20 protein-coding genes are annotated in these 21,979 nt (G+C 41.7%); 3 read left to right on the forward strand and 17 right to left on the reverse strand.

Annotated features, from left to right (window positions below; translation table 11 throughout):
* Positions 1-66: 66 nt before the first annotated feature.
* Complete coding sequence (locus DWW91_RS00115) at positions 67-933, reverse strand: hypothetical protein (RefSeq protein WP_046145903.1); 867 nt, start codon at positions 931-933, stop codon at positions 67-69.
* 600 nt (positions 934-1,533) lie between these two features.
* Between DWW91_RS00115 and DWW91_RS00120 the strand changes: the two genes are divergently transcribed.
* Positions 1,534-1,983, forward strand: a complete 450-nt coding sequence (locus DWW91_RS00120; RefSeq protein ID WP_122326600.1) for a helix-turn-helix domain-containing protein — start codon at positions 1,534-1,536, stop codon at positions 1,981-1,983.
* 123 nt (positions 1,984-2,106) lie between these two features.
* On the opposite strand, the gene DWW91_RS00125 is transcribed toward DWW91_RS00120, so the two are convergent.
* The 6 genes from DWW91_RS00125 to DWW91_RS00150 all read right to left on the reverse strand — a co-directional run bounded on the left by DWW91_RS00125 (position 2,107) and on the right by DWW91_RS00150 (position 11,548).
* Entirely contained in the window at positions 2,107-3,213 is a 1,107-nt protein-coding gene (locus DWW91_RS00125) for a metallophosphoesterase (protein WP_048314097.1), read from the reverse strand.
* A gap of 43 nt (positions 3,214-3,256) precedes the next feature.
* The gene (locus DWW91_RS00130; RefSeq protein ID WP_122326601.1) at positions 3,257-4,303 is read right to left on the reverse strand and encodes a family 43 glycosylhydrolase; all 1,047 of its coding nucleotides are present in this window, start codon (positions 4,301-4,303) and stop codon (positions 3,257-3,259) included.
* 83 nt (positions 4,304-4,386) lie between these two features.
* Positions 4,387-6,174 carry a RagB/SusD family nutrient uptake outer membrane protein gene (locus DWW91_RS00135; protein WP_048314102.1) on the reverse strand — a complete coding sequence of 596 codons (1,788 nt, stop codon included), beginning with the start codon at positions 6,172-6,174 and terminating at the stop codon, positions 4,387-4,389.
* A gap of 17 nt (positions 6,175-6,191) precedes the next feature.
* On the reverse strand, positions 6,192-9,698 hold the full coding sequence (locus DWW91_RS00140) for a TonB-dependent receptor (RefSeq protein WP_199722528.1): 3,507 nt from the start codon (positions 9,696-9,698) through the stop codon (positions 6,192-6,194).
* A 204-nt stretch (positions 9,699-9,902) separates the two neighbouring features.
* On the reverse strand, positions 9,903-10,889 hold the full coding sequence (locus tag DWW91_RS00145; RefSeq protein ID WP_048314104.1) for a FecR family protein: 987 nt from the start codon (positions 10,887-10,889) through the stop codon (positions 9,903-9,905).
* A 74-nt stretch (positions 10,890-10,963) separates the two neighbouring features.
* Entirely contained in the window at positions 10,964-11,548 is a 585-nt protein-coding gene (locus DWW91_RS00150; RefSeq protein ID WP_048314106.1) for an RNA polymerase sigma-70 factor, read from the reverse strand.
* A gap of 150 nt (positions 11,549-11,698) precedes the next feature.
* Here DWW91_RS00150 and DWW91_RS00155 point away from each other — a divergent pair, with 150 nt between their 5' ends.
* Entirely contained in the window at positions 11,699-11,923 is a 225-nt protein-coding gene (locus DWW91_RS00155; protein WP_048314108.1) for a helix-turn-helix domain-containing protein, read from the forward strand.
* Between the two features lie 74 nt (positions 11,924-11,997).
* Here DWW91_RS00155 and DWW91_RS00160 read toward each other — a convergent pair whose 3' ends face one another.
* The 4 genes from DWW91_RS00160 to tyrS form a co-directional block, all read right to left on the reverse strand.
* Entirely contained in the window at positions 11,998-12,849 is an 852-nt protein-coding gene (locus DWW91_RS00160) for a sugar phosphate isomerase/epimerase (RefSeq protein ID WP_046145894.1), read from the reverse strand.
* 16 nt (positions 12,850-12,865) lie between these two features.
* Positions 12,866-14,380: a Gfo/Idh/MocA family protein gene (locus tag DWW91_RS00165; protein ID WP_009860392.1), complete on the reverse strand. Its 1,515-nt coding sequence runs from the start codon at positions 14,378-14,380 to the stop codon at positions 12,866-12,868.
* Between the two features lie 171 nt (positions 14,381-14,551).
* Positions 14,552-15,121, reverse strand: a complete 570-nt coding sequence (locus DWW91_RS00170; RefSeq protein ID WP_048314113.1) for an ORF6N domain-containing protein — start codon at positions 15,119-15,121, stop codon at positions 14,552-14,554.
* Positions 15,122-15,352: 231 nt separating this feature from the next.
* The gene (gene tyrS / locus DWW91_RS00180) at positions 15,353-16,645 is read right to left on the reverse strand and encodes a tyrosine--tRNA ligase (RefSeq protein ID WP_122326602.1); all 1,293 of its coding nucleotides are present in this window, start codon (positions 16,643-16,645) and stop codon (positions 15,353-15,355) included.
* 511 nt (positions 16,646-17,156) lie between these two features.
* Between tyrS and DWW91_RS00185 the strand changes: the two genes are divergently transcribed.
* Positions 17,157-17,483, forward strand: coding sequence for a hypothetical protein (locus tag DWW91_RS00185; protein ID WP_122326603.1), 327 nt, complete (start codon positions 17,157-17,159; stop codon positions 17,481-17,483).
* 243 nt (positions 17,484-17,726) lie between these two features.
* Here DWW91_RS00185 and DWW91_RS00190 read toward each other — a convergent pair whose 3' ends face one another.
* The 6 genes from DWW91_RS00190 to lpdA form a co-directional block, all read right to left on the reverse strand.
* Positions 17,727-18,416, reverse strand: coding sequence for a TatD family hydrolase (locus DWW91_RS00190; RefSeq protein WP_009860401.1), 690 nt, complete (start codon positions 18,414-18,416; stop codon positions 17,727-17,729).
* Between the two features lie 84 nt (positions 18,417-18,500).
* Positions 18,501-18,722, reverse strand: a complete 222-nt coding sequence (yidD, locus tag DWW91_RS00195) for a membrane protein insertion efficiency factor YidD (protein WP_009860402.1) — start codon at positions 18,720-18,722, stop codon at positions 18,501-18,503.
* Positions 18,722-19,108, reverse strand: coding sequence for a ribonuclease P protein component (gene rnpA, locus DWW91_RS00200; RefSeq protein ID WP_046145890.1), 387 nt, complete (start codon positions 19,106-19,108; stop codon positions 18,722-18,724). The genes yidD and rnpA overlap by 1 nt, the downstream gene beginning before the upstream one ends.
* On the reverse strand, positions 19,098-19,865 hold the full coding sequence (locus DWW91_RS00205) for a uroporphyrinogen-III synthase (protein WP_044215119.1): 768 nt from the start codon (positions 19,863-19,865) through the stop codon (positions 19,098-19,100). The genes rnpA and DWW91_RS00205 overlap by 11 nt, the downstream gene beginning before the upstream one ends.
* Positions 19,862-20,590, reverse strand: a complete 729-nt coding sequence (locus DWW91_RS00210) for a DUF4271 domain-containing protein (RefSeq protein ID WP_199722529.1) — start codon at positions 20,588-20,590, stop codon at positions 19,862-19,864. Before DWW91_RS00210 ends, DWW91_RS00205 begins: the two co-directional genes overlap by 4 nt.
* A 37-nt stretch (positions 20,591-20,627) precedes the next feature.
* A complete protein-coding gene (gene lpdA / locus DWW91_RS00215; RefSeq protein WP_122326604.1) occupies positions 20,628-21,977 on the reverse strand; it encodes a dihydrolipoyl dehydrogenase in 1,350 nt (449 codons plus the stop codon).
* Between the last annotated feature and the right edge of the window lie 2 nt (positions 21,978-21,979).

A 21,979-nucleotide genomic window follows, 5' to 3' on the forward strand; every position in this document is an offset into this window, starting at 1 on the left:
TTATTATTATTACAAATAGTATTTGCCAATACATGAACCACAAAGTTATAAACAACCGGATCACAGTTATTTCTTGGAAACCGTCACATATCGTAAAAGTTCGCAATGCCCGTTGACATCCATTATTCCTTTTTTGAACAATTCCCTTTCCAACCTCTTATACGAGACTTCTCCCAAGTTATGTAGTGTTTTCAATCTTTCCATCTCCTCGTTTTTTAAAATATACTTCATTAAGTCCTCCAGCGTTTCTATATGGTTACTATTTAAGGCTGTGTTGGTCCTTGTATCTAGATCAAGAGAGACGTTCAATGGCTTCTTCAGTAAGAGTTGCTGGTCCTTTAGTGAAATCTTTTCCCCAGCAAATTTCATGCGTAAGACTTGCTCATTTTGTAATTCCTTTATTCTGGCATTTAATAATATTACCTTCGATTTCAGTTCCCTGATTTCCTTATCTTTCTTTTCTCTCTCATCCAGATAGTTCCTAATAAATCCGGTTTGACTACCGATATCCACCAAGGCTTCCTGAAATATGATCTTTACTTTGCGTTGTGTAATTTTCAGATGTTTTGCCACCTTTTTAATACTTATATGGGTTGCCAACGCATGGAATACGAATTTTTTATTCTCAGAGTTAAGCAAGTTGCGCATTTCCGTTATAATAAACAGATATTCCGGAGTGAGCTTTTTAAATGATTCATATACAACATCTTTTTCGGTCACATATTTTTTGGGGGGTACAGGTTGTGGCTGTGCTTCTACGTGTTGTTGCTCAGGCACGGAAGGTTGTTCTTCGGGTGTTGGAGAGACAATAAGAACTTCTTCCTGCAACGTTGCGTCAGGAGCTGTAAATGCGTTATTTACAAGACAAAGCTTCTGTTCTCGGGTAAAAAGAAGTTTTGCATAATCGCGTAATCTAGTTAACATACTCATCATAACATAAATAGTTTAGTTAAGTCAAAATATAAAGAATGTGATATTACTATCTCAGCCGAAATTAGAACCGGGGATAATTTATGCAAACTGAAATAAAACTTTAAAATACCTTTTTTCCATAATTATAACGGAAGGAAGTCAACGCCATGGCTTCTAAAACATTCCCCACAGGAACAAAGGTAACAGATATGATTAAAAAAACAACAGATTACGGTAAGAAAATCAATGCTAAAGATTAAAACTGCCCTATCCTCGCGAACCAGACAGCTATTTACATATTTGAATATATTGTATATTATTTCAAATATGAATAGTTGGGAGCTTATAAAAAAGCCCTAACCCCCTTTTAATGTTTACTAATCCTATCTCCTTTCGCATCTTCTACATATATGAATCCAAAACCTGTTATCTTCTTTTTACAAAGAAAGCCAGAATATCCCATGCCCCAATATTCATGGCTAGGTAAAATACATAAACATCTGAATATTTTACATAACATGGAGGAAAAGAAAAAAGCAGGACAGATTGTTATTTCCCATATGATAAGTAAGGACTTTATCGTTTTGTCCTTATATTTGTCTCAAATAAAATAAGTTCGATATGGAAAGAGAAACAGAAGAAAAAACCGGAAAGAACGTTCACCAAGGTGCGAACGTCCGCAGATTACGTAATATAATGGGTGTCAAACAAAGCTCATTGGCGGAAATGCTCGGTACCACGCAGCAAAAGGTTTCACGCATCGAAAGCCAACGGGTGATCGAACAAAATATGTTGATCCAAATCGCGAATATCCTCCATGTTTCTCCCAAGATTATTGAAGAACTGGATGAAAATCCGCTGTCAGTTGTTATTGAAAATAATAATTTTGAAAGCGGAAGCTATAATACAGGAATAATAGAAAATGATCAATACAATCAAAATACTATCCATCCTCTGGATAAAATCATGGAATTGAACAAACAGGCCACCGACCTTTTTGAACGCATGCTGGCTGTTGAAAAAGAAAAGTCCGCCTTGCTGGAACAATTGTTGAAGGAAAAAGGGAAATAATATATAACTCAGATCAGGCAGATGACCGCAGATAATTAATTTATTATCAATACATATATCTGTAGTCATCTACCTGATTTATCTTATCTGTATTAATCAGTACCAACCTCCTTTTCGAATATTTTACTTATCACTCGGCTTCGGTATTTCCAGGCTGAATTGGTCATAAGATTCCGTGCGATGGGCCAGATGCCTGGTCAAAGCAGATATTCCGAACAAAGGAGAATAAGTTTTCACTTTTATTGTTTTGCCGTCAGGCATAAACTCCAGGATTCGCAACCAGCCATCACCTCCATTACCTTCGGGGCCACCCCCAACGTACTGCACATTAAACATCATCTGATGCACATCCTCACCCGCAGCGTTCTTATCTACCCGGTAACCGACATTATCTTCATATTTGCCGTTTCCATTACCCGTATGTCCACAGATCAGGAGTAATATATTCGAAGAAGGACGGATCAGCTTTTCCCATATCTGCTTCCCTGCATTTTTAGGTGTGATAGCATAATTTTCATGATCACGTACTTTCCCTCTTTCCGGAGCAGTACCAGGATCCATATAACCGTGTGTCATAAATATCACCCGGCTGTCTTTATACCTATCACTAGAAGCCAGTTTCTTAGCCCACTCCAACACTTCATCGCGGGGAGCAAATTCACTTGTGATGACTAATAATTTCCCCCAATTAGGATCGTTGAATTCGAATGCCGCATTTTCCAGCGACGGTATATTATTTCTGTTGGGAAGAGCACTGACACAAATATCCCTCCAGGCAGAATTTCTCTCAAAAGGGAAATATTCAGGGAAACGGGTCATACCGTTCTCTGAATGCTGAAAGCCGTATTCATGGTTACCCGGAGAAATAATATATGTAATTTTATTGTCCAATCGTTTGAAGGCATTGGACCCGGCTTCCCACATTTCCCGACTTGTCTGATTGAGCATCTTACGGTTACGTACGATATTCTCATTCTGTTCCACCACATCACCGGTGCAAAGCACCGCTTTTATCTTCAAGTTATCGATGTTATCGGCTATCCATGCCGTACACAAATCGAATAAAGGCTGATTGATATCATATTTTGTATATCCCTGTGGATCTCCCAGCAAGATCATTGAAAATGAATTGGGGTTTTCCAGATGTTGCTGGTCTGCCCGATCCTGGGCAGAAAGAGAAAATATCTCTCCTATAACCAAGCCTATTACAATCAGTAATTTAGTTTTCATACACTTTTCTTAAAATTTAAACAATAGTATTTCTCACATATTTCTATTCAAAGACAGGAGCTTCCGCAGAAATAGAAGCGGTATTGCCTTTCATATACGGCCCCCAATCATTCCAATAAACCCTGTCGAGCATTAACAATCGACCAGCAGTGTCATCAAACTTTTGATAAGCATGGTAGATCATCCAGTCATTGCCTTCGTCGTCCTGGACAAATTCAGCATTATGTCCTGTTCCACTCCATATATTATTACCCTGTAACAATAAATCTCCAGCTCCGTTAAGCATAGACTCACCGTCCTGTGTTACATAAGGACCCAGCACATTCTCCGACCTACCGAAGATCAAATGATAGGTACTGGATTTTCCTTCGCAACAAGTTCCGGCAGAACCTATCAGATAAAAATATCCACCATGTTGTGCAATATAGGAACCTTCCATTTGATTACCGGCCAGTTGCACTTTTCGGCTTCCATCCTTTACAGCCAACCCGTCATCGGTCAGTTCAACGGCATAGATGCCATAAAAACTACCCCAGACTAAATATTTATGTCCATTGTCTTCGATGTAGAACTGATCTATCGAATTATTTACGCCTTGCGAAGTATAATCTAACACTTTACCATGATCAGTAAATGGCCCTTCGGGTTGATCTGCTGTTGCAACTCCGATCGCTGAATCATAAGTTCCCGCCCAAACACCCATAGAGTAATAGAGAACATATTTCCCGCCGATATAATTTATATCCGGCGCCCATAGTTTTGCATTCGGGACCCATGTCGGATGATTATCATTATCAAAAACAGTACCTACATAATCCCAATGAACTAAATCTTTCGACTTATGTATGGGAATATAACGAATATTACCCAGCAAATTATTCTGTGTAGTATACACATAAAAATAATCATCGCTTGCCCTGATAATCGATGGATCGGGACAATTCTCATTTATAACGGGATTTTCATAGGTAACAGAAGCCGGAAGGTCTTCATCCTCTTTTTCACTCTCTTTTTTATCGTTACCACTATCGCATCCGCAGGATAGCAGAACTAAAAAGATAATATTAAAATATAAGAATATTCTTTTCATATCGAACTCTATCTATAAAAGAGGGGAAATACAGGAAACGTATCTCTCTTATATTTCCCCCTGAACCATAATCATTTTAATAATTAATCATTCCAACCGGCATTTTGTACCAAGTTCGAATTCTTTTCGCGTTCAGAAGCAGGTATAGGCCAGGTCCAGCATTGATCGCCCAACCAATACCAGGTATAGGTAGTGGTTCCCCATATTTGTGACAAACCGTTCTTATTATTACGGAACTTCTTGTCTTTCCATGTTTTCCAGCGAAGTTCATTCCAATACATCACATTTTCACCTCCGAGTTCCCAATAATACTCATTACGGATTCGTTCGCGCATATCATCTTTACCTTTCACCGTTGTAGGCGTATTACTATTCAGTAATTGAGCTCCACAACGTGAACGGATCTTATTTATTTGTTCTACCGCCTTATCGGTTTCACCCATCTCATTTAAAGCCTCAGCATACCCAAGCAATACCTGCGCATAACGGATCAGATGAACATCCAGATCATACGTATCACGATACGGCCATTCATTTCCTTCGGGAACAAATTTCCTCCACAAATAATAGAAATAATTATTTGCATCCGTACGAATATCGAAAGGCTCACGACCATCGAATCCACGATACGGCCAGCGTAACGTATAAGTATGTTCCGTTCCTCCGGATGAACCTAAATAGGTCGCATACGGGGTAATGACAGTCATCATAAGCCGTGGATCACGATCTTCATAGGCTTTACGAATACGGGCTTCATTACCATCAGGCAGATATTTACCCATATCGGCACCATAAGTAGTCATTTGAGCAATTTCAGAATCGGTCATACCGTCACGAAGAAAGAATACGGAACGTTGTACCGGAGTCATCGAATTATATCCGGGACAATAATTATCCCAATTAAATGTACTGCCATCCTTTACTTCATAAGACTCGACGAAATGAGGATTGGGTAAATAATTATTCCACATCGAACCTCCCGTACAACGATTACCATAATTAACGTTCAATGGATTTGCAACAGAGTATTGTTCACACTGAATAGAAAATACCATCTCGTCGCATTGTTCATTTGTTGTTTTAAGCATGTTTTTAAAAGCAATAGCACCTCCCGTTGTAAAAAGCGAATAACCGCAATTACCGACAGCCTCAAAGTCGCGGGCTGCGTCCTGCCATTTCTCCAACCACAAATAGACCTGTCCGCGGAAAGCATAAGCAGCTCCTTTAGTCACATGGCCGTAGTTTGCATCCGAAGCCTTATATTTATCCGGTAAATCCGTTTCCGAGATCACATCTGTCAGATCTTTCACCACCTGATCCCAGATCTCCGCTTCGCTGGCACGAGGAGTCTTTGCCTGTTCTTCATTGACAATCGGTTCCGTAATGAGGGGAACGCCTTTGAAAAGGATATTCAAGCGATTATATGCCCAGGCACGCAAGAATTTACACTCGGCAATATAACGTGCCTTGTCGGAATCACTCATATCAGGTACATCGTTAATATTAGATATGACATCGTTTGCACGATTGATCATTGTATAGCAACGAGTATAAATACTACTGAATTGGCCACTGGAAGGTGTAGCAGTTCCTCTCACAATAGCATTCTGTGATATCCAGTTCAAGTCAATATCCATAACGGAAGAATAGGCATCCCATATACGTTCGGCATTATTGGCATAACCGGCACAATACCAGCCGACAAAAGTATTGTAGACACCGGCCACGGCTTGTTCAGCCAGAATCGAGCTCGTCCAGATATTCGAACTGCTAACTGCATTACGGGGAGCCGTATCCAGAAAATCAGCACCACACCCCATCAATGTAAATGTAGAAATCAATCCTAATAAAATATGTTTCATCTTTTTCATAATTCTTTTCCCTTCAATTAAAATGTAACATTCAGACCAAATGCAAACTGGCGGTAAGTCAAATAACCAATCGAAGAACGCATTTCCGGATCAATGCCCGGATAACCGGTAATAGTCAGCAGATTCTCACCCGAGAAAAAAACACGGGCATTCTGTATATAAGCTTTTTGAACAAGATGCTTAGGAATGGTGTATCCAAAAGTCAGGTTCTTGAGTTTCAAAAAATCACCTTTATACAACCACTTCGTATTCGTCGATTCACTCTGGCTACTTCCGGAATTGTTACTCAAACGAGGATTCTCCGAATGCAGGTTCGTACGAGGATCAGTCAGGTTATCCGGATCATAAAAATAATGATCGTCAGCAACGTCACGACCTATAGCATACCCCTTAATAGTCGTACTGGCATTATGACCGGTACGGTAGAAATAGAGTTTATTTCCTGCAACACCATACCAGTTCATCGACAAATCGAATCCCTTCCAACTTGCGGTTAATTGTGCACCGAAATTCCATTTAGGCATGGAAGAACTACCGACAAAATCATTGTCATACGTATTACCATAAATACCGTCATTATTAAGATCAGCATAAATATAGTCACCATACCAGATACCCGATTTACCTACTGCCTGGTTCGGATAAAATTTATAGCCTTCATCTATCATGGCATTCAACCATTTCATATCATCTTCCGTACGAATCATACCCGTTTTAGGGCCGCCTACCGGATTGACAGAACCATCCTGATTGAAATAAGTCTGGTTTCCTTGATAAGGTTGCAGCATATAATATTCATTGATCATATGGCCTTCCAATACACGATTTGTCCCACCTGTAGAAACATCCCCCAGATTAGTCACATACGTCTTTCCATTTTCATCTGTTTCCCAGCCACGGACAAGTTTACCTTTATATTTACTGACTTCATTCTTATTATACGAGAAATTCCCACTGATACTATAATGGAAATCATGGATCTGGTCACTCCAGGTCAACTGAACTTCCAGTCCCTTATTCGTCACTTCGGCAATATTCTGACGGGCCGCCGTTATATTACCGTATATCATCATAATGGATGGCCTATAAAGAATACCTGATGTCTCTCTGTTATAATAATCTACTGTTCCTGACAATCTATTATTCAATATACCAAAATCAAAGCCGACGTCCGTTGTTGTAGATTTCTCCCATTGCAGGGTGACATTGGCTTGGGCAGTAGGCGCAAGACCTAAATTAGTATTACTGTTAAACGGATAATTTACCAATCCGTATGTTTGTTGCCATTCGTAATTACCAATGCTGTTATTTCCCAGTTTACCCCAGGATGCACGTAATTTGAGATTGTCGAGCCACTCTCTGGTATTTGCCATAAACGCCTCTTCCGAAATCCTCCAACCGGCTGATGCAGCCGGGAAAGTACCCCAACGATTTTCAGGAGCAAATTTCGAAGAGCCATCCCTGCGAATATCTACTTCAAACAAATAGCGCTGATCATAAGCGTAAGTGGCTCTCCCGAACCAGGAGCGGGAAGTATATTCGTTATTGGCCCCATAAGAGGATTTAAATTCAGTCCCTACATCAATATCATCAATGTTAGGATCTATCAGTCCTTGCATTGTCACATTCGAAGTCCGTGTCCAGGTACGTTCTTCCTCAAACCCGGCCAGAACAGAAACATCATGTTTGCCAAAACTCTGATTATAATTAAAAATATGATTAAACTTCCAATAATTATCGCGGTTATATGTTTGTCCGGTCGTTGCCGTTTTTAGGTCAATGGCATTTGCTGTAATTTCATTCAGGCTAAAACTCCATTTAGGAAAAGCATTCGATGCATATTTGCCATCATAAATGTAATGTTTGTACCAGAATCCAAAATCATAGCTGAAATGTTTCAGGAATTTTATTGAAGTATAGAAGTTGGTAAATATCTGCGTATATTTCATATCACCATGTTCATGATTCATATCCCACAACGGATTATGTGATTGGGGATCTTCTTCATTCGATTCCGGAGCCCCATACTTTCCATCATAATACGGATAAGTGCCCGGAACAACTTTTGTCATATCAATGCCGGTTAAAGAACCAGTAGACACACGGTCACGATCGGTATTATACCCCCATATACGGCTACCGACACGTAGCCATTTGGCTATGTCTGCATAGATATTACTACGGACAAAGAAACGTTTGAAACCCGAATTCTTCAATATACCCGGGTTATCGGTATATCCAAAAGAAAAATTATATCCGGACTTGTCGCTCGAACCCGATACTTGTACCGTATATTCCTGCATCCAATTACTGTCATAGATAGCATCGTACCAATCGGTATTCGGATAAGCCACATAATTAGGATACCCGGACTCGGCAATACCGTTCGGATCTTTTGCCTTCTCGCGCCATAAATTGATCGTTTCATCGGTGAAAGCAGACGAACGTCCCAAATTCGTATAAGACTCATTGATCAATTCCATGTAATCAGCATAGTTGTTCACGAGCTTCGGAACCCTCATCGGAGAGTTCAAAGACAATTTGGAAGAAACATCTATACTCACTTTATCTTTCTTTCCCGCAGTTTTTGTCGTGATCAAAATTACACCATTAGCTCCGCGGTTACCATAAATAGCACAGGAAGCTGCATCTTTCAAAACAGATATCGATTCAATATCAATCGGATTTACATTACTAAGGGATTGCTCCATGCCATCGACCAATATCAACGGATTTGAATCATTCAGGGTACCTACACCACGAATATTCATAGAATAGCTCTCGCCATAAGGATTACCTGACCCCTGCATTACCTGCAAACCCGGCGCCACACCTCCCAAAGCCTGGGTTGCATCAACTAAAGGGCGGGACGCCGCTGATTTCGAATAATTCACCGATGATACGGAACCTGTCAGATTTACCTTCTTTTGTGTACCGTATCCTACAACTACCACCTCTTCCAGCGATTGGGTATCTTCTGTCAGGATTATATCGAGTACAGAATGGTTTTTTATCGCGATCTCTTCTTTATTGTACCCGATATAAGATACGATCAACAGGGAATTGGCAGGAACAGATAGAGAATATCTACCGTTCATATCCGTAATGGTTCCATTGGTCGTACTCCCTTTTTCCACGATATTGGCACCCGGAATCGGTTCCCCGTCCTTATCGGTTACCATACCGGTAATTTTCCGGGTTTGCTGTACCACCTGAACACCATTTACTTTATATAAAGCAATATGTTTATCATTGATAACATAATAAATATTCTCTTTAGCAAACAATTCATCCAGTACTTCAGTCACCGTTTTATTCTTAAAATGGACCGATACTTTCCGGGTGGCATTGATTTGCCTCAGGTTATAAGTAAAATAAAAATCACATTTCTGCTCAATCATAGAAAGGACATCCTGCACGGTGGTGTTTTCCATATTCAACGACAATTTCACCGATTGTGAGTAGCTCAGGCTGGCGAATGTCTGCAAGGTTCCCAGTAATATGAATAATACAATACATCTCATAATATTCAGACTTTTTCGAAGCCATGACGATTTATGCATACGACATGGCATGCTTTTCACATTAAAATCCATACATTTGTAAATGATTAGTTAGTAATAAATTTAGGTCTTCTCTAATGCGTTACTCGCTAAATCCGAACCGGGGATGTTTGCGGCATCTTCGGTTCTTCATTTTTTTACATTCAGGTTTACTTCATAGGCAGATCATTTTAACGGTTTGTAAATCTCTATTTGTGTCCCCCGGATCTTATAATCCAGTTTACGTGTCTCTTTCAATAATGTCAACACCTGGTCGATAGTCGCACTTTCTTTAAAACGACAGGTGAATATTTCCGAGGAAAGTTCCCGGTCCCGGATATCGATATGTACATCAAACTTCCGCTCCAGATCATCCGTTATTTCATCCAGGCGCTTATTCTGATAAGCAGCTTCACCCAATATCCATGATTTGACCACATCCGTATTGATATCTTTATCGACCGCTAACCCGTATTCCTTCGAATAAGAAACCTGCTGATTGGGCTTCATGGTGACCTTTTGCTCGTCATCGTCGGTAATAACTTCAACTTTTCCTTCTGCTAAAGTCACAAAGGAGGTCTCTTCTTTATAAGCCTTTACGTTGAACTTGGTACCCAATACCTTAATGCGAAGCAAGTCAACATGAACAGTAAAAGGTGATTTGGGATTGTGGGCAACTTCGAAGAATCCCTCTCCTTCCAGTCTGACATCGCGCTCTTCCGAGGAAAACTGCGCCGGATAAACAAACTTACTATTAGAATTAAGCCAAACTTTTGTCCCGTCGGAAAGAGTTAAAGCAACACGTTGTCCTCTGGGAACCTCTACAATATTTGTCAAACCGGTGTCCTTATCAAGCAGGAAAAACAGATTCGTACCCAATAGCCCGATCAATACGATAGCTGCAGCATATTTGATCCATGAGGGGAGAACAACCGAACGACGGACTTTTTTTCCTGTCCCGGTATCCTGAAGACCGGATATAAAGCGACTGTACGCATCTTCTATTTCCTTCTTATCCGAAAAACGCAGTTCATCTTTCAGACTCCAGATACGTTCCATCTCGAAAAGCCAATCCGCATTCGCTTTATCCTCTGCCACCCATTCATCCACTTTCCGGATCTCATCCGAGGTACAGCGACGGGTCAGAAATCGTATTAATAGTTCTTCGCTCATTCTCCTTTATTATTTGTTTGTATAAAGAAGACAACCGGGAGAAACGGAACTACGTAGTAAAAAGCAGAAAAAAACTAATTCAAATGATAAAAGGCTATATATAAGATCAAAAGATCACGCAGGTCTTTCCGCAGAAAGAGAATGGCATTCCTGATATGTGTTTCTACAGTACGGTGCGAAATACACATTACTTCGGCTATTTCTTTATGGGGCAGGTCATGGTAATAACAAAGGCGGAATGCTTCCGCTGTTTTGGGTGGTAATTTCATGACCGATGTTTCTATCAGCTCACGAAGATCATGGTCGATCACTTGTTTCAAGACATCGTTCGTATCTGTTTTATCATTGAGAAAAGCGATACGGGCTTCAGCGATTCGTATCCTGGCTTCATACTCTTCCACGACCATCTGATGTTTCAGGTAATTCAGGCATCTGTTCTGCAACCACTTAAATAAGAATGACCGTATATTATCGGCATCGATCATTTTCTTTTGCTCCCAATAAGACGTAAAGACATCCTGCACCAGATCTTTTGCGACCTGCTCATTTACAAAGCGACAAGCCAAAGCCATCATCTTGGGATAGAAACACTCGAAAAAAGACTTGAAAGCGGCACGATCCCCCTCTTTTACTTTTTGTATATCTACAGGTAATTGCATAACATGTGATTCTTCGTTCGCAAAATAAGTATTTATATTTAATTTATACTTATGATTCCAACATTATTATTCATAGATACAAATATAATAAGAATACATATACGCTTAGCTATTATCTAAAAGAAATCTTTCTTTATCTAAAAAAAGAAAATGACGGAAATAGAAGACTTCGTAATACAGAGAGTAAAACAGCTACGAATTGAAAAAGGGATGTCACAAAGGGTATTTGCTGATAATATAAATCTTAGCCAAGGTTTTATCCGCGATTGTGAAAGTCCCCACAAAAGAGCAAAATATAATATAAATCACCTAAATGAAATTGCAAAAGTATTCGAATGTAGCTTCAGTTACTTTTTTCCGGATAAACCTTTCTAATGAACCGGATCATAGAAAAAGGGTGATCGATTCATCGAAACACCCTTTCTGCTAATTGTCCGTGATCAAACGAATCATTCGGTCAGTTCATTGAAATACCGAATGCACTCTTTTATATCCGGCACGGAATTTTCCCAGTTGTATTCGTATTCAATAGAGAAAACACCTTTAAAATGCTGCCGTTTCAACTCATGCAACATTCCTTTCACGTCGAGGATACCGGTTCCCCAGATTACGTCGTGTTGCTCTTTTTCTCCTTCCTGTTTTGCTGCAATGTCTTTGAAATGGAGAGAAATGAGGCGTCCTTCGAGTTTTTTCAGGCAATCCAGCTGGTTCAGACCCTCACGACGCCAATGGCCGACGTCCGCACAGGAACCGATCAGCTTGCTACGGCCGGCGATCGCTTGCAACAGATTATCCGGATTCCAATAGTCGGATGGTTGCGGGTGGTTGTGCACAGAGATTTTTATGCCGTACTGCTCAGCCAGTTTTTCTACGAGGTCCCAGTCGTTTAAGGCAGGCTCGCAGGTGATAAACTCCATGTCCATATCTTTTGCAAATCTGAACATCTTCTCCCAGTCTTCCGACTTATCGGCCACATACACACCCGTAGCTATAATTTTTATACCTTTGGAAGCAGCCAATTCTTTCAGCTCTTTCCGGGTCTGGGTATCCAGGTCGAAACCAAAGACTTTATCGCCCCATTTTCCGCCCAGCTTATGGCCCGGATATACTTCTATATACTTCACTCCCAGTTCCTGAGTTTTATCCAACGCTTCCGTCAGCGGAAAGAGATGGAATGTATAAGACTGTATGGCTATCCTCCAATCTTGTTTTTCCGCTTTCGCCTGTTTGCAGGCAGACAAAAAGCATGCAAACAACAAAAGACAAACAACGGGGAATAATACTTTCTTTATTTGTTTCATAACATTATTCTATTAATTATTCAGGCATATCGGGTAACGAGAAGCCATTTTCGTAGGTATGCCTGATCCATTCGGATGCCATATCTGCCGCACTGAAGTCGGCATAACGCCGGTCGAAACGGGGATCTCCGTCAATTACCTTGAAATCGTCTACCGTTACAATCTTTATCTTATCATTGGGGGAAATATTCGTAAAACGCATATTCTCGCCATCCCATTGGAGTTCACGATGGAGACCGTATAAACCGGAGAGACGGACAGCCAGAACGCCCATCACAACCATCTCATTGAAAGGTCCGGAGAACTGGAAGTTGGACGATGCCTCCGTTCTACTACCCGCCGGTTCCTTACACGCACGAATCCAGTCCTGTTCATGTGCATTCGTATTCCAGATATCGCCGTTACCTCCTTTGACACGAGGTATAGTCGGTTTAGGCTGGTTGAAATTCTCCATGGCAGAGAACGGCAACAAAGTAGGATTCATACCATAACAACCGGTCATGATCTTCCCTTTCGTTCCGACGAAGATAATGCCTCCGTTCTCATCTCCCATCATCTCCCCGTCTTTCAACTCTTCCGGCCGGGGCGGCATCAGGCCACCGTCATACCAATATACTTTCACCTCCGGCATCTTCACGTTTCCTTTTGGCGGACGTGCCGGGAAGGTATAAGTCACCACTTGGGCATGAGGAGGGGAATACAGGTTGCTAAGGGTAGAGCTGCCGATCACACTTGTCGGATACTTCAGGTCGAGCGCCCAATAAAGCGGGTCCATGATATGACAGGCCATATCGCCCAGTGCGCCGGTACCGAAATCCCACCAGCCACGCCAGTTCCAGGGAGTATAAACGGGATTGTACGGACGTTTCCGGGCAGGGCCGATAAACAGGTCCCAGTCCAGCGTCTTGGGACATTTCACGACCGTTTTCGGTTCCTGCAAACCCTGCGGCCAGATAGGACGATCGGTCCAGCAATGTACCTCATACACATCTCCTATTATACCGGATTGTATCCATTCCGCCACCTGGCGGCACCAGTCAAAAGAGTTGCCCTGGTTACCCATTTGTGTCGCCACCTTATATTTTTTAGCCAGACGGGTAAGCAGACGGGATTCGTAAACAGAATGTGTAAGCGGTTTCTGGGTATAACAATGCTTGCCCAGCGTAATTGCATGGGCGGTCACACCGGCATGGGTATGGTCCGGGGTAGCCACCATTACAGCATCGATTGAACTGCCAATCTCATCAAACATCACTCTCCAGTCTTTGAACCTGCGGGCATTAGGATAATCCTTAAAGGTCTTATCCGCATAGTGCCAGTCCACATCACATAGGGCAACGATATTCTCCGTGCTCATGTTCGCCAGGTTACGGCGTCCCATTCCACCGACTCCGATCCCGGCAATATTCAGTTTATCACTCGGTGCTGTAAACCCGAAAGAACGCCCCAGTACATGTCCGGGAACGATGGTAAGACCGGCGGCGGCAAAGGCCCCGGTCTTGATAAATGTTCTTCTTGAAATGTTCGTCATGGTATTCTGATATTTATATTAAGAACACCCATTACAAGAAATATTACTCATCTTTATGAAGAAAAAAATGTATCGAAAAGAACTTTAACACTTTGCACCTATCCTTCCTACTAAAGGGGAGACCTTGGTCAAAATGCACGCAGTGAATACATTGAGAAAAATACCGTATTTTCATTTCACAAAGCCGATCTTCGGCCGTGACTTGTTTAGTGCCTTATTCTTGTTCTGTAGCTCTGCTAACGTTTCGTTGATAAGCTCTAACTGCATACGGGTATCATCGTTGATATCGTTGTAGTCGGCGAATACATCCTCTATGTACTCTTTCAATTCCCTTACCTGATTCTCCAACTGTCCTACTCTGTCAACCGGAGGATTTAATACCAGGTGACGAACCGCAACAAAAGCTCTCATAATGGATATATTTATTTCAATAGCCGTATCAGAGTTGAGAACACTACTCAACATTGAAACCCCTAACTCACTGAAAGCGTACGGCATGTATTTAGGATGCTGCCCTCTACCTTTGTTTAAGGTGCTAAAATTGCACCTTAAAGACTCCCACTCATCCTTTGTTAACTCAAACATGAAATCCGGTGCCGGGAAACGCCTAATATTATTCTTTACAGATCGTTTCAGGTATTTTGTTTCAGTACCGTACATCTCAGCTAAATCAAAGTCCAGCATAACCTTTTGCCCTCGTATCTCGTATATCTTACTTTGTATCAATTGCAGCTGTTCCATATCATTCTACTTTGATGTTGATATTCTTACCATAAACAAAAAACCGTTTACTATCATATTGATAATAAACGGTCTATTTAGATTGTGTTGTCTCACGAGGATTCGAACCTCGACAGACAGAACCAAAAACTGTAGTGCTACCATTACACCATGAGACAATCCGGCGCTTTATCTAAAGCGATGCAAAGGTAAGAATAAAATCTTACCTTGCAAGCGTTTTCAGCATTTTTCTTATTTTGCAATCAGCAGATAATAGTTCTTTTTACCTCTCTGAACCAGCAGGTATTTTTCATTCAACAGAGAAGAACAGTCGATAACAGTTTCTGCATCAGCCAGTTTTTCTTTGTTTACACTGATACCGCCACTCTGCACCAGTTTACGCATCTCACCTTTTGAAGCGAAAACGGCAGCTTTCTCTGTGAGCAGGTCGATAGCCTTCACACCGGCACTCAGTTCGTCATGGCTGATTTCAAACTGCGGAACACCTTCAAATACGGCCAACAGCGTGTCTTCGTCGAGCTTCATCAAAGATTCGTGGGTAGAGTTACCGAACAGGATATTGGATGCTTCAACAGCTGCTTCGTAATCTTCCAGGGAGTGAACCATTACAGTGATTTCCTTTGCCAAGCGTTTCTGCAACGGACGAAGGTGGGCAGCTGCGGCCTGTTCCTCTTCCAATGCAGCAATTTCTTCTTTGCTCAGGTCTGTGAAGATCTTGATATATCTGGCGGCATCGGCATCGCTTACGTTCAACCAGAACTGGTAGAATTTGTAAGGAGAAGTATAACGACGGTCCAACCATACGTTACCTGATTCCGTCTTACCGAACTTGCCACCGTCGGCCTTTGTGATCAGCGGACAGGTCAAGGCAAATGCCTCACCACCTGTTTTACGACGGATCAGTTCAGTTCCGGTCGTGATGTTACCCCATTGGTCGGAACCACCCATCTGCAAGCGGCAACCTTCGTTCTGATACAAGAACAGGAAATCGTATCCCTGCAACAACTGGTAAGAAAATTCAGTGAAGGACATACCTACACTCGATTCGGAGCTAAGACGTTTCTTAACAGAATCCTTAGCCATCATATAATTAACTGTCAGGTGTTTACCGATATCACGGATAAAATTCAGGAAGGTATACTCTTTCATCCAGTCGTAGTTATTCACCAACTTGGCTGCGTTAGGAGCATCTGAATCGAAATCCAGGAACTTTGACAACTGTTTTTTGATGCTTTCCTGATTGTGGCGAAGCGTTGCTTCATCCAGCAGATTACGTTCTGCCGACTTCATTGAAGGGTCTCCGATCATACCGGTGGCACCACCGACCAGAGCGATAGGACGGTGTCCGGCACGCTGCAAATGCTTCAGCATCATTACACTAACAAGGTGTCCGATATGTAATGAATCGGCCGTCGGGTCAATGCCTACGTACGCAGAAGTCATTTCTTTCTGTAACTGCTCTTCTGTTCCGGGCATCATATCATGAATCATGCCCCTCCATCTTAATTCTTCAACAAAATTCATCGTTTTAATTATTCATTATTATATAGTTAATGTGGGCAAAGATACGACTTTATGTGGATACGCAATTCATAAAGTAAACATAAACAAGACAACCGCATCAAAATAAAGATTCACTTTGTTGACAGATTATATATATTATAACCCAAATTGCAGATTACCATCCACTAAAAGTTATTCTCTTCTTCCTACTAATTATTCATAAATCCGCCAGCCATAATTTTTGCTATCTAAAACCAATATTCTATCTTTGCTGTCATTACCGGGGAGAAATCCGGTAATTTGTTATAGAACATTTAATTATCTAGCTGTAAAACTGGAAATTTAACAAAGATGATATTTAGATGTTCGTGCCACGCTTATGTAATTTTTGTTACGATAAGTGGGGGTACGGGCATATTATGTATTCTCATCTTTGGGGTATTCCAGTACCTACAGCTAGGGTTTATGTATATGTTACGTGCCCCTTTTTTGTGCGGTTGCGAAACATATCTGACTTAAAATTCCGTAGGATATGAAAAAGAAAACACTAGTACAACTTCGCAACATCGCCGACCGCATCCCGCAACAATGCCCCTGTGAGATTGCCGCCTTTCTTTACTCCATCTGTGAGGAGTGGGAATTTGCTTTTTTGAACGGTTGCCTGGTATTTATAACAGATGGAAACCCTGTCCTCGTCATGCCGCTAACCACTATTTATGGGACATTAAGAACAGGCAATACACTCTATATCCTTTGTAATAACGGAGCACTGCATTATTTCGACCGAAAAACACACCAGCATTGGGTTTCTTTCCTCGACAATACGGACGAAGACCTCTTTAACAGTATGTTCAACTGACGCGGATCAAACGAACTTATTATCAGATGTGAAAATGATCTCTCATCCTATTGATCCGATCATTTTATTGCAATGACTGGGAGAAGAGTTCTCAATGTCTTTTTACTTAGAGGTAGGTGTAAACAGATTTAGAGGTAGGTCTATTTTCATTTAGAGGTAGGTGTAAATTGATTTACACCTACCTCTAAATGAAAAGTCATTGGATACATGTCGGAATAACTATTAGACGATACGGACAAAAGATTATGATGCGGTTGCCCCGGAACATAAACGATGTACTGTTAGTTCAACCTGGTTACCCAACTCATCAACAGATATTTGAAGGGCAGCAGCGATATGCTGATAGATTTCCTGTATAGGACAGGAGGATTCGTCTGTTTCAATCAACAAACGTTCCGGCCAGGCTTTGCGCAAAGCCGATTCCTGGAAGTGTTCCCCAAAAGAGAGGTAAAAGCCTTGTTTCAATAATTGCTCAGCCTGCTCTCCCTTTTTACGGAAGCCGTGAATGATCCAGGGCATAGACGGAGCGTATTTCTTACGGATGGCTATCAACTCTTCCCACGCCCTGACGCAATGAATGATCAAGGGTTTCTTCAACTCTTCAGAAACACGAATCTGTTCTTCAAATACCTTGACCTGCAAATCAAGCGGTATGGATATTTGCTTATCCAGCCCGGCTTCTCCTATCATTATCACTTGCTCATTCAGGGCCAATTCCCGGAACCGCGCCAGTTGCTCTACCACCGCCTCCTCCCGAATATACCACGGATGGATACCGCAGGATACAGGTTGCCCGGAAGATACATCTGAAAGAGTGCCTTTTCCTACAATTACATTGTAACAAGCCACTACATCCTCCGCCACAGAAGTCTGTGCCGAGTGAGCATGTATATCATAATATACAGTATTTATCTGCCTTTTCAATCCATTCATAATGAACGACAAATATAACAAATAGACGGAAGAATATCTCTTTCAAAGGGAGTTTGAAGTAAAATAAGAAACTGGGAAACGATTTTACGGCACCGGATCATATCCGCTTCCGCCCCAGGGATGGCATCGGAGCAACCGTTTGACAGCCAGATAAAGACCTTTTATGGGACCGTGTTTTTTCAGTGCCTGCACAGCATATTCGGAACAAGTAGGTGTATACCTGCACGAAGCCGGTGTCATGGGTGAGATACAATATTTATAGAAATAAACCGGCAACAGGAGAAGTGTTGTAAAGAATTTCTTCATTATTCCTTGTCGCGCAATATCCTGATTGCTTTTGTCATCGCTTTCTCCATATCGGTAAAAGGATGGATTTCCTTATCCAGATAGAGGAAGGCAATAAGCATGCGCTTGTTTTTTTCTGTCAACGGATCGATCAGATCGTATTTACGCACCCGGTAGGCTTCACGCACCTGACGCTTGATCAGGTTCCGTTTTACGGCACGTTTGAATTTCTTTTTGGGGACGCTGATCAGGATAGAGACGGGAGCAGACATCTCTTCCTCCAGCGGTAAATAAACAACCCGCAGTGGAAACGCCACAAACGATTGTCCTTTTTCAAATAACAGGTCAATGTAACGTTTCCACGACAGGCGCTCTTCTTTAGAAAGGGTATACCTTTTATTTTCCATTCTTTTTGTTTCCACCCAACTCTTTCTTCAGATACAAATCCAGAGCAGCCGTCATCGACGGAGCCTCGGGAGTAGGTGCTTCCACATCCAACCGGAGTCCGGCATCCTTCACAGCCTTCGCTGTCGTAGGACCAAAGCAGCCGATCTTTATATCTTCCTGTTTAAAGTTCGGGAAGTTCTTCAGTAATGAAGAGATTCCTGAAGGACTGAAGAATACCAACATATCGTAATCGAATTTCTCGTCTTTCGCAAATTCGTTACTAACCGTTCTATACATTACAGCTTTTGTGTAGTTGATTTTCTTAGCTTCCAACATAGCCAACAGATCATCTTTGTGCACATCGGATACAGGCACCAGATATTTTTCTTTCGCATGCTTTCCGATAACAGTCACCAGATCTTCAGGCTTTCCGGTCTGGCTAAAAAAGATTTTACGTTTTCTGTACACGATATACTTCTGAAGATAAACTGCAACAGCTTCTGTCATACAGAAATATTTCATTGTTTCCGGAATGGCTACACGTAGTTCTTCACATAAATGAAAAAAGTGGTCAATAGCTGTACGGGCGGTAAAAATTACTGCCGTATAGTCCAGAATAGAAATTCTCTGCTGTCTAAACTCTTTGGAAGAAAGAGCTTCTACTTTGATAAAAGGACGGAAGTCGATCTCGACCCCATATTTCTCCGCAATGTCGAAATACGGTGACTTCTCGGATGCAGGCTTCGGTTGTGATACCAGCAACTTTTTGATGTTCAATGCCATAGAGTACTCGTCTCAATAAAGTTATACAAAAAAATCATACCTTCATACAAAAATATGAGGGGTAGGATTTCTTGGGTGCAAAGGTACAAACTAATATATAAAAAACCGACATTATTCTTGTGAAATATCCGTATTGTCTTATAAATTATTACAAAACGACACAAAAAATAGAAAATACAAAACAATATTACGGGAGCTAATGTTTTACTTCCTACGAACATCAACCATACGACCGGAATATATAATAACATCCCCCAGGACCCCATAATTGCATTATAATTCTTCTTCCAGAATTTATATTTATCAGGGGGTGAAAAAACAAAGCCTAACAAATAATAACTCAACTGTTTGAACTGGTAAAACAGAAATAATACTGAAAAAATAATCAGAATGGCAAAGAGTACATCCTTTTCTTCCAAATGATTGACCATCCCTCTTGCCCGGGCAATTGCAAACAAGGCAATACTGCAAAGAAACAAAGACTGGAAAGTCATAAAATTACGGAAGAAAGAGCCACTTTTACCGATGGTTTCGTCAAACAGGTTTTGCCGCTCCTTCAGATACACGACATCTTTCAGCATCTTTACAAAATGCTGAGAATTAGAGCGAAATATAATAGCAAAGGCAATCAGCAGGGACAAGAGCAGCGAGAAGATCACATCATCCACCAGCTGCCCGTCCCATAAACGAATGCCTACATACCCTTCAAACATATCCATGCGCTGCGATTTAGCTTTGCAAAGATAGAGATTTAAATCAATAAAGTGCTTCTTTGATTATCTCTCCGACAGTAGGATGCGGGAATACGATTGATTTAAGTTCTTCGGCTTTCATGCCTTTCTCGATGGCAAGACCTGCTATCACGATCAGTTCAGAAGCTGGATTTCCCAGCAAATGAGCGCCAATCACCGTTTCATCTTCGGCCAGGATCAGCTTGCATACACCGTTTCCTTGCTCGTTTTCTGCCACGAAACGACCGGAAAAAGCCATCGGTAACTTCTTTACCGTATAAGGAATTCCTTCCGCCTGCAATTCTTCTTCAGTTTTACCTACACCGGCTATCTCGGGATTTGTATAGACCACACCCGGTATTGCTTTATAGCTCATTCCGCCACCGGCTTTTCCCTGAATATGTTTCACGGCGACTTCCGCCTCACTTACAGCGGTATGGGCAAGCAAAGAGAAGGCGGTGATATCACCACAAGCATATACGTTCGGCAAAGAAGTCTGCATATATTGATTCACTTTTATACCGTTCCGGAAAGGCTCGACACTCAACGTTTCCAGTCCGAAACCTTTGGTTACCGGACGGCGGCCAACGCTTAACAATACTTTTTCTCCGTTGATGACAAAGCTCTCCCCGTCTTTCTCAACGGTGACTTCGCCATTATGAACAGCTGTCACTTTATGACTCAGATAGAATTTGATGCCTCTTTTTGCATATTCAGCCTGAAGCATATCGGATAATTCCTTATCCATCGGACCTAATATTTTGTCCAGCATTTCTACCACATGTACCTCCGTTCCCATGCTATTGAAGAAAGAGGCAAACTCCATACCAATCACGCCGCCACCGATAATAACGAGGGATGCGGGAAGCTCTTTTGTCTGCAATGCTTCACGGCTCGTCCAGTACTCAGTTTCTGCCAGGCCGGGGATCGGTGGGATCACCGTTTCAGAGCCGGTACACAGTAACAGGTTGGATGCCTTATAAGTTTCTTCACCACAGGCGACAGTGATAGTTCCGTCGGCGGCACGCCCTTTAATTTCAGCCTCTCCACTAACGACAACAACCCCATGTTCCGTCATTTTCATCCGGATACCGGCAGTCAGTTTTTTCACCACCTTATTTTTACGGGCAATAATTTTAGGAAAATCAAATGCAGGATTCTCCGCTTTAACAGCATATTTCTGTGCATGTTTAATAGTATCATACACTTTAGCCGAATAAAGCAATGTTTTTGTAGGAACACAGCCTTCATTGAGGCAGACACCTCCCAAGGCATTTTTTTCAAACAACACAGTGGATAGTCCACTGGCAGCCGCTCTCTCAGCAGCCGTATAACCGGCAGGTCCTCCCCCGATTATAGCAACGTCGTATTTCATGT

The organism is Parabacteroides sp. AF17-3, from assembly GCF_003635445.1.
In the GTDB taxonomy this organism is placed as follows: Bacteria; Bacteroidota; Bacteroidia; order Bacteroidales; family Tannerellaceae; genus Parabacteroides; species Parabacteroides goldsteinii.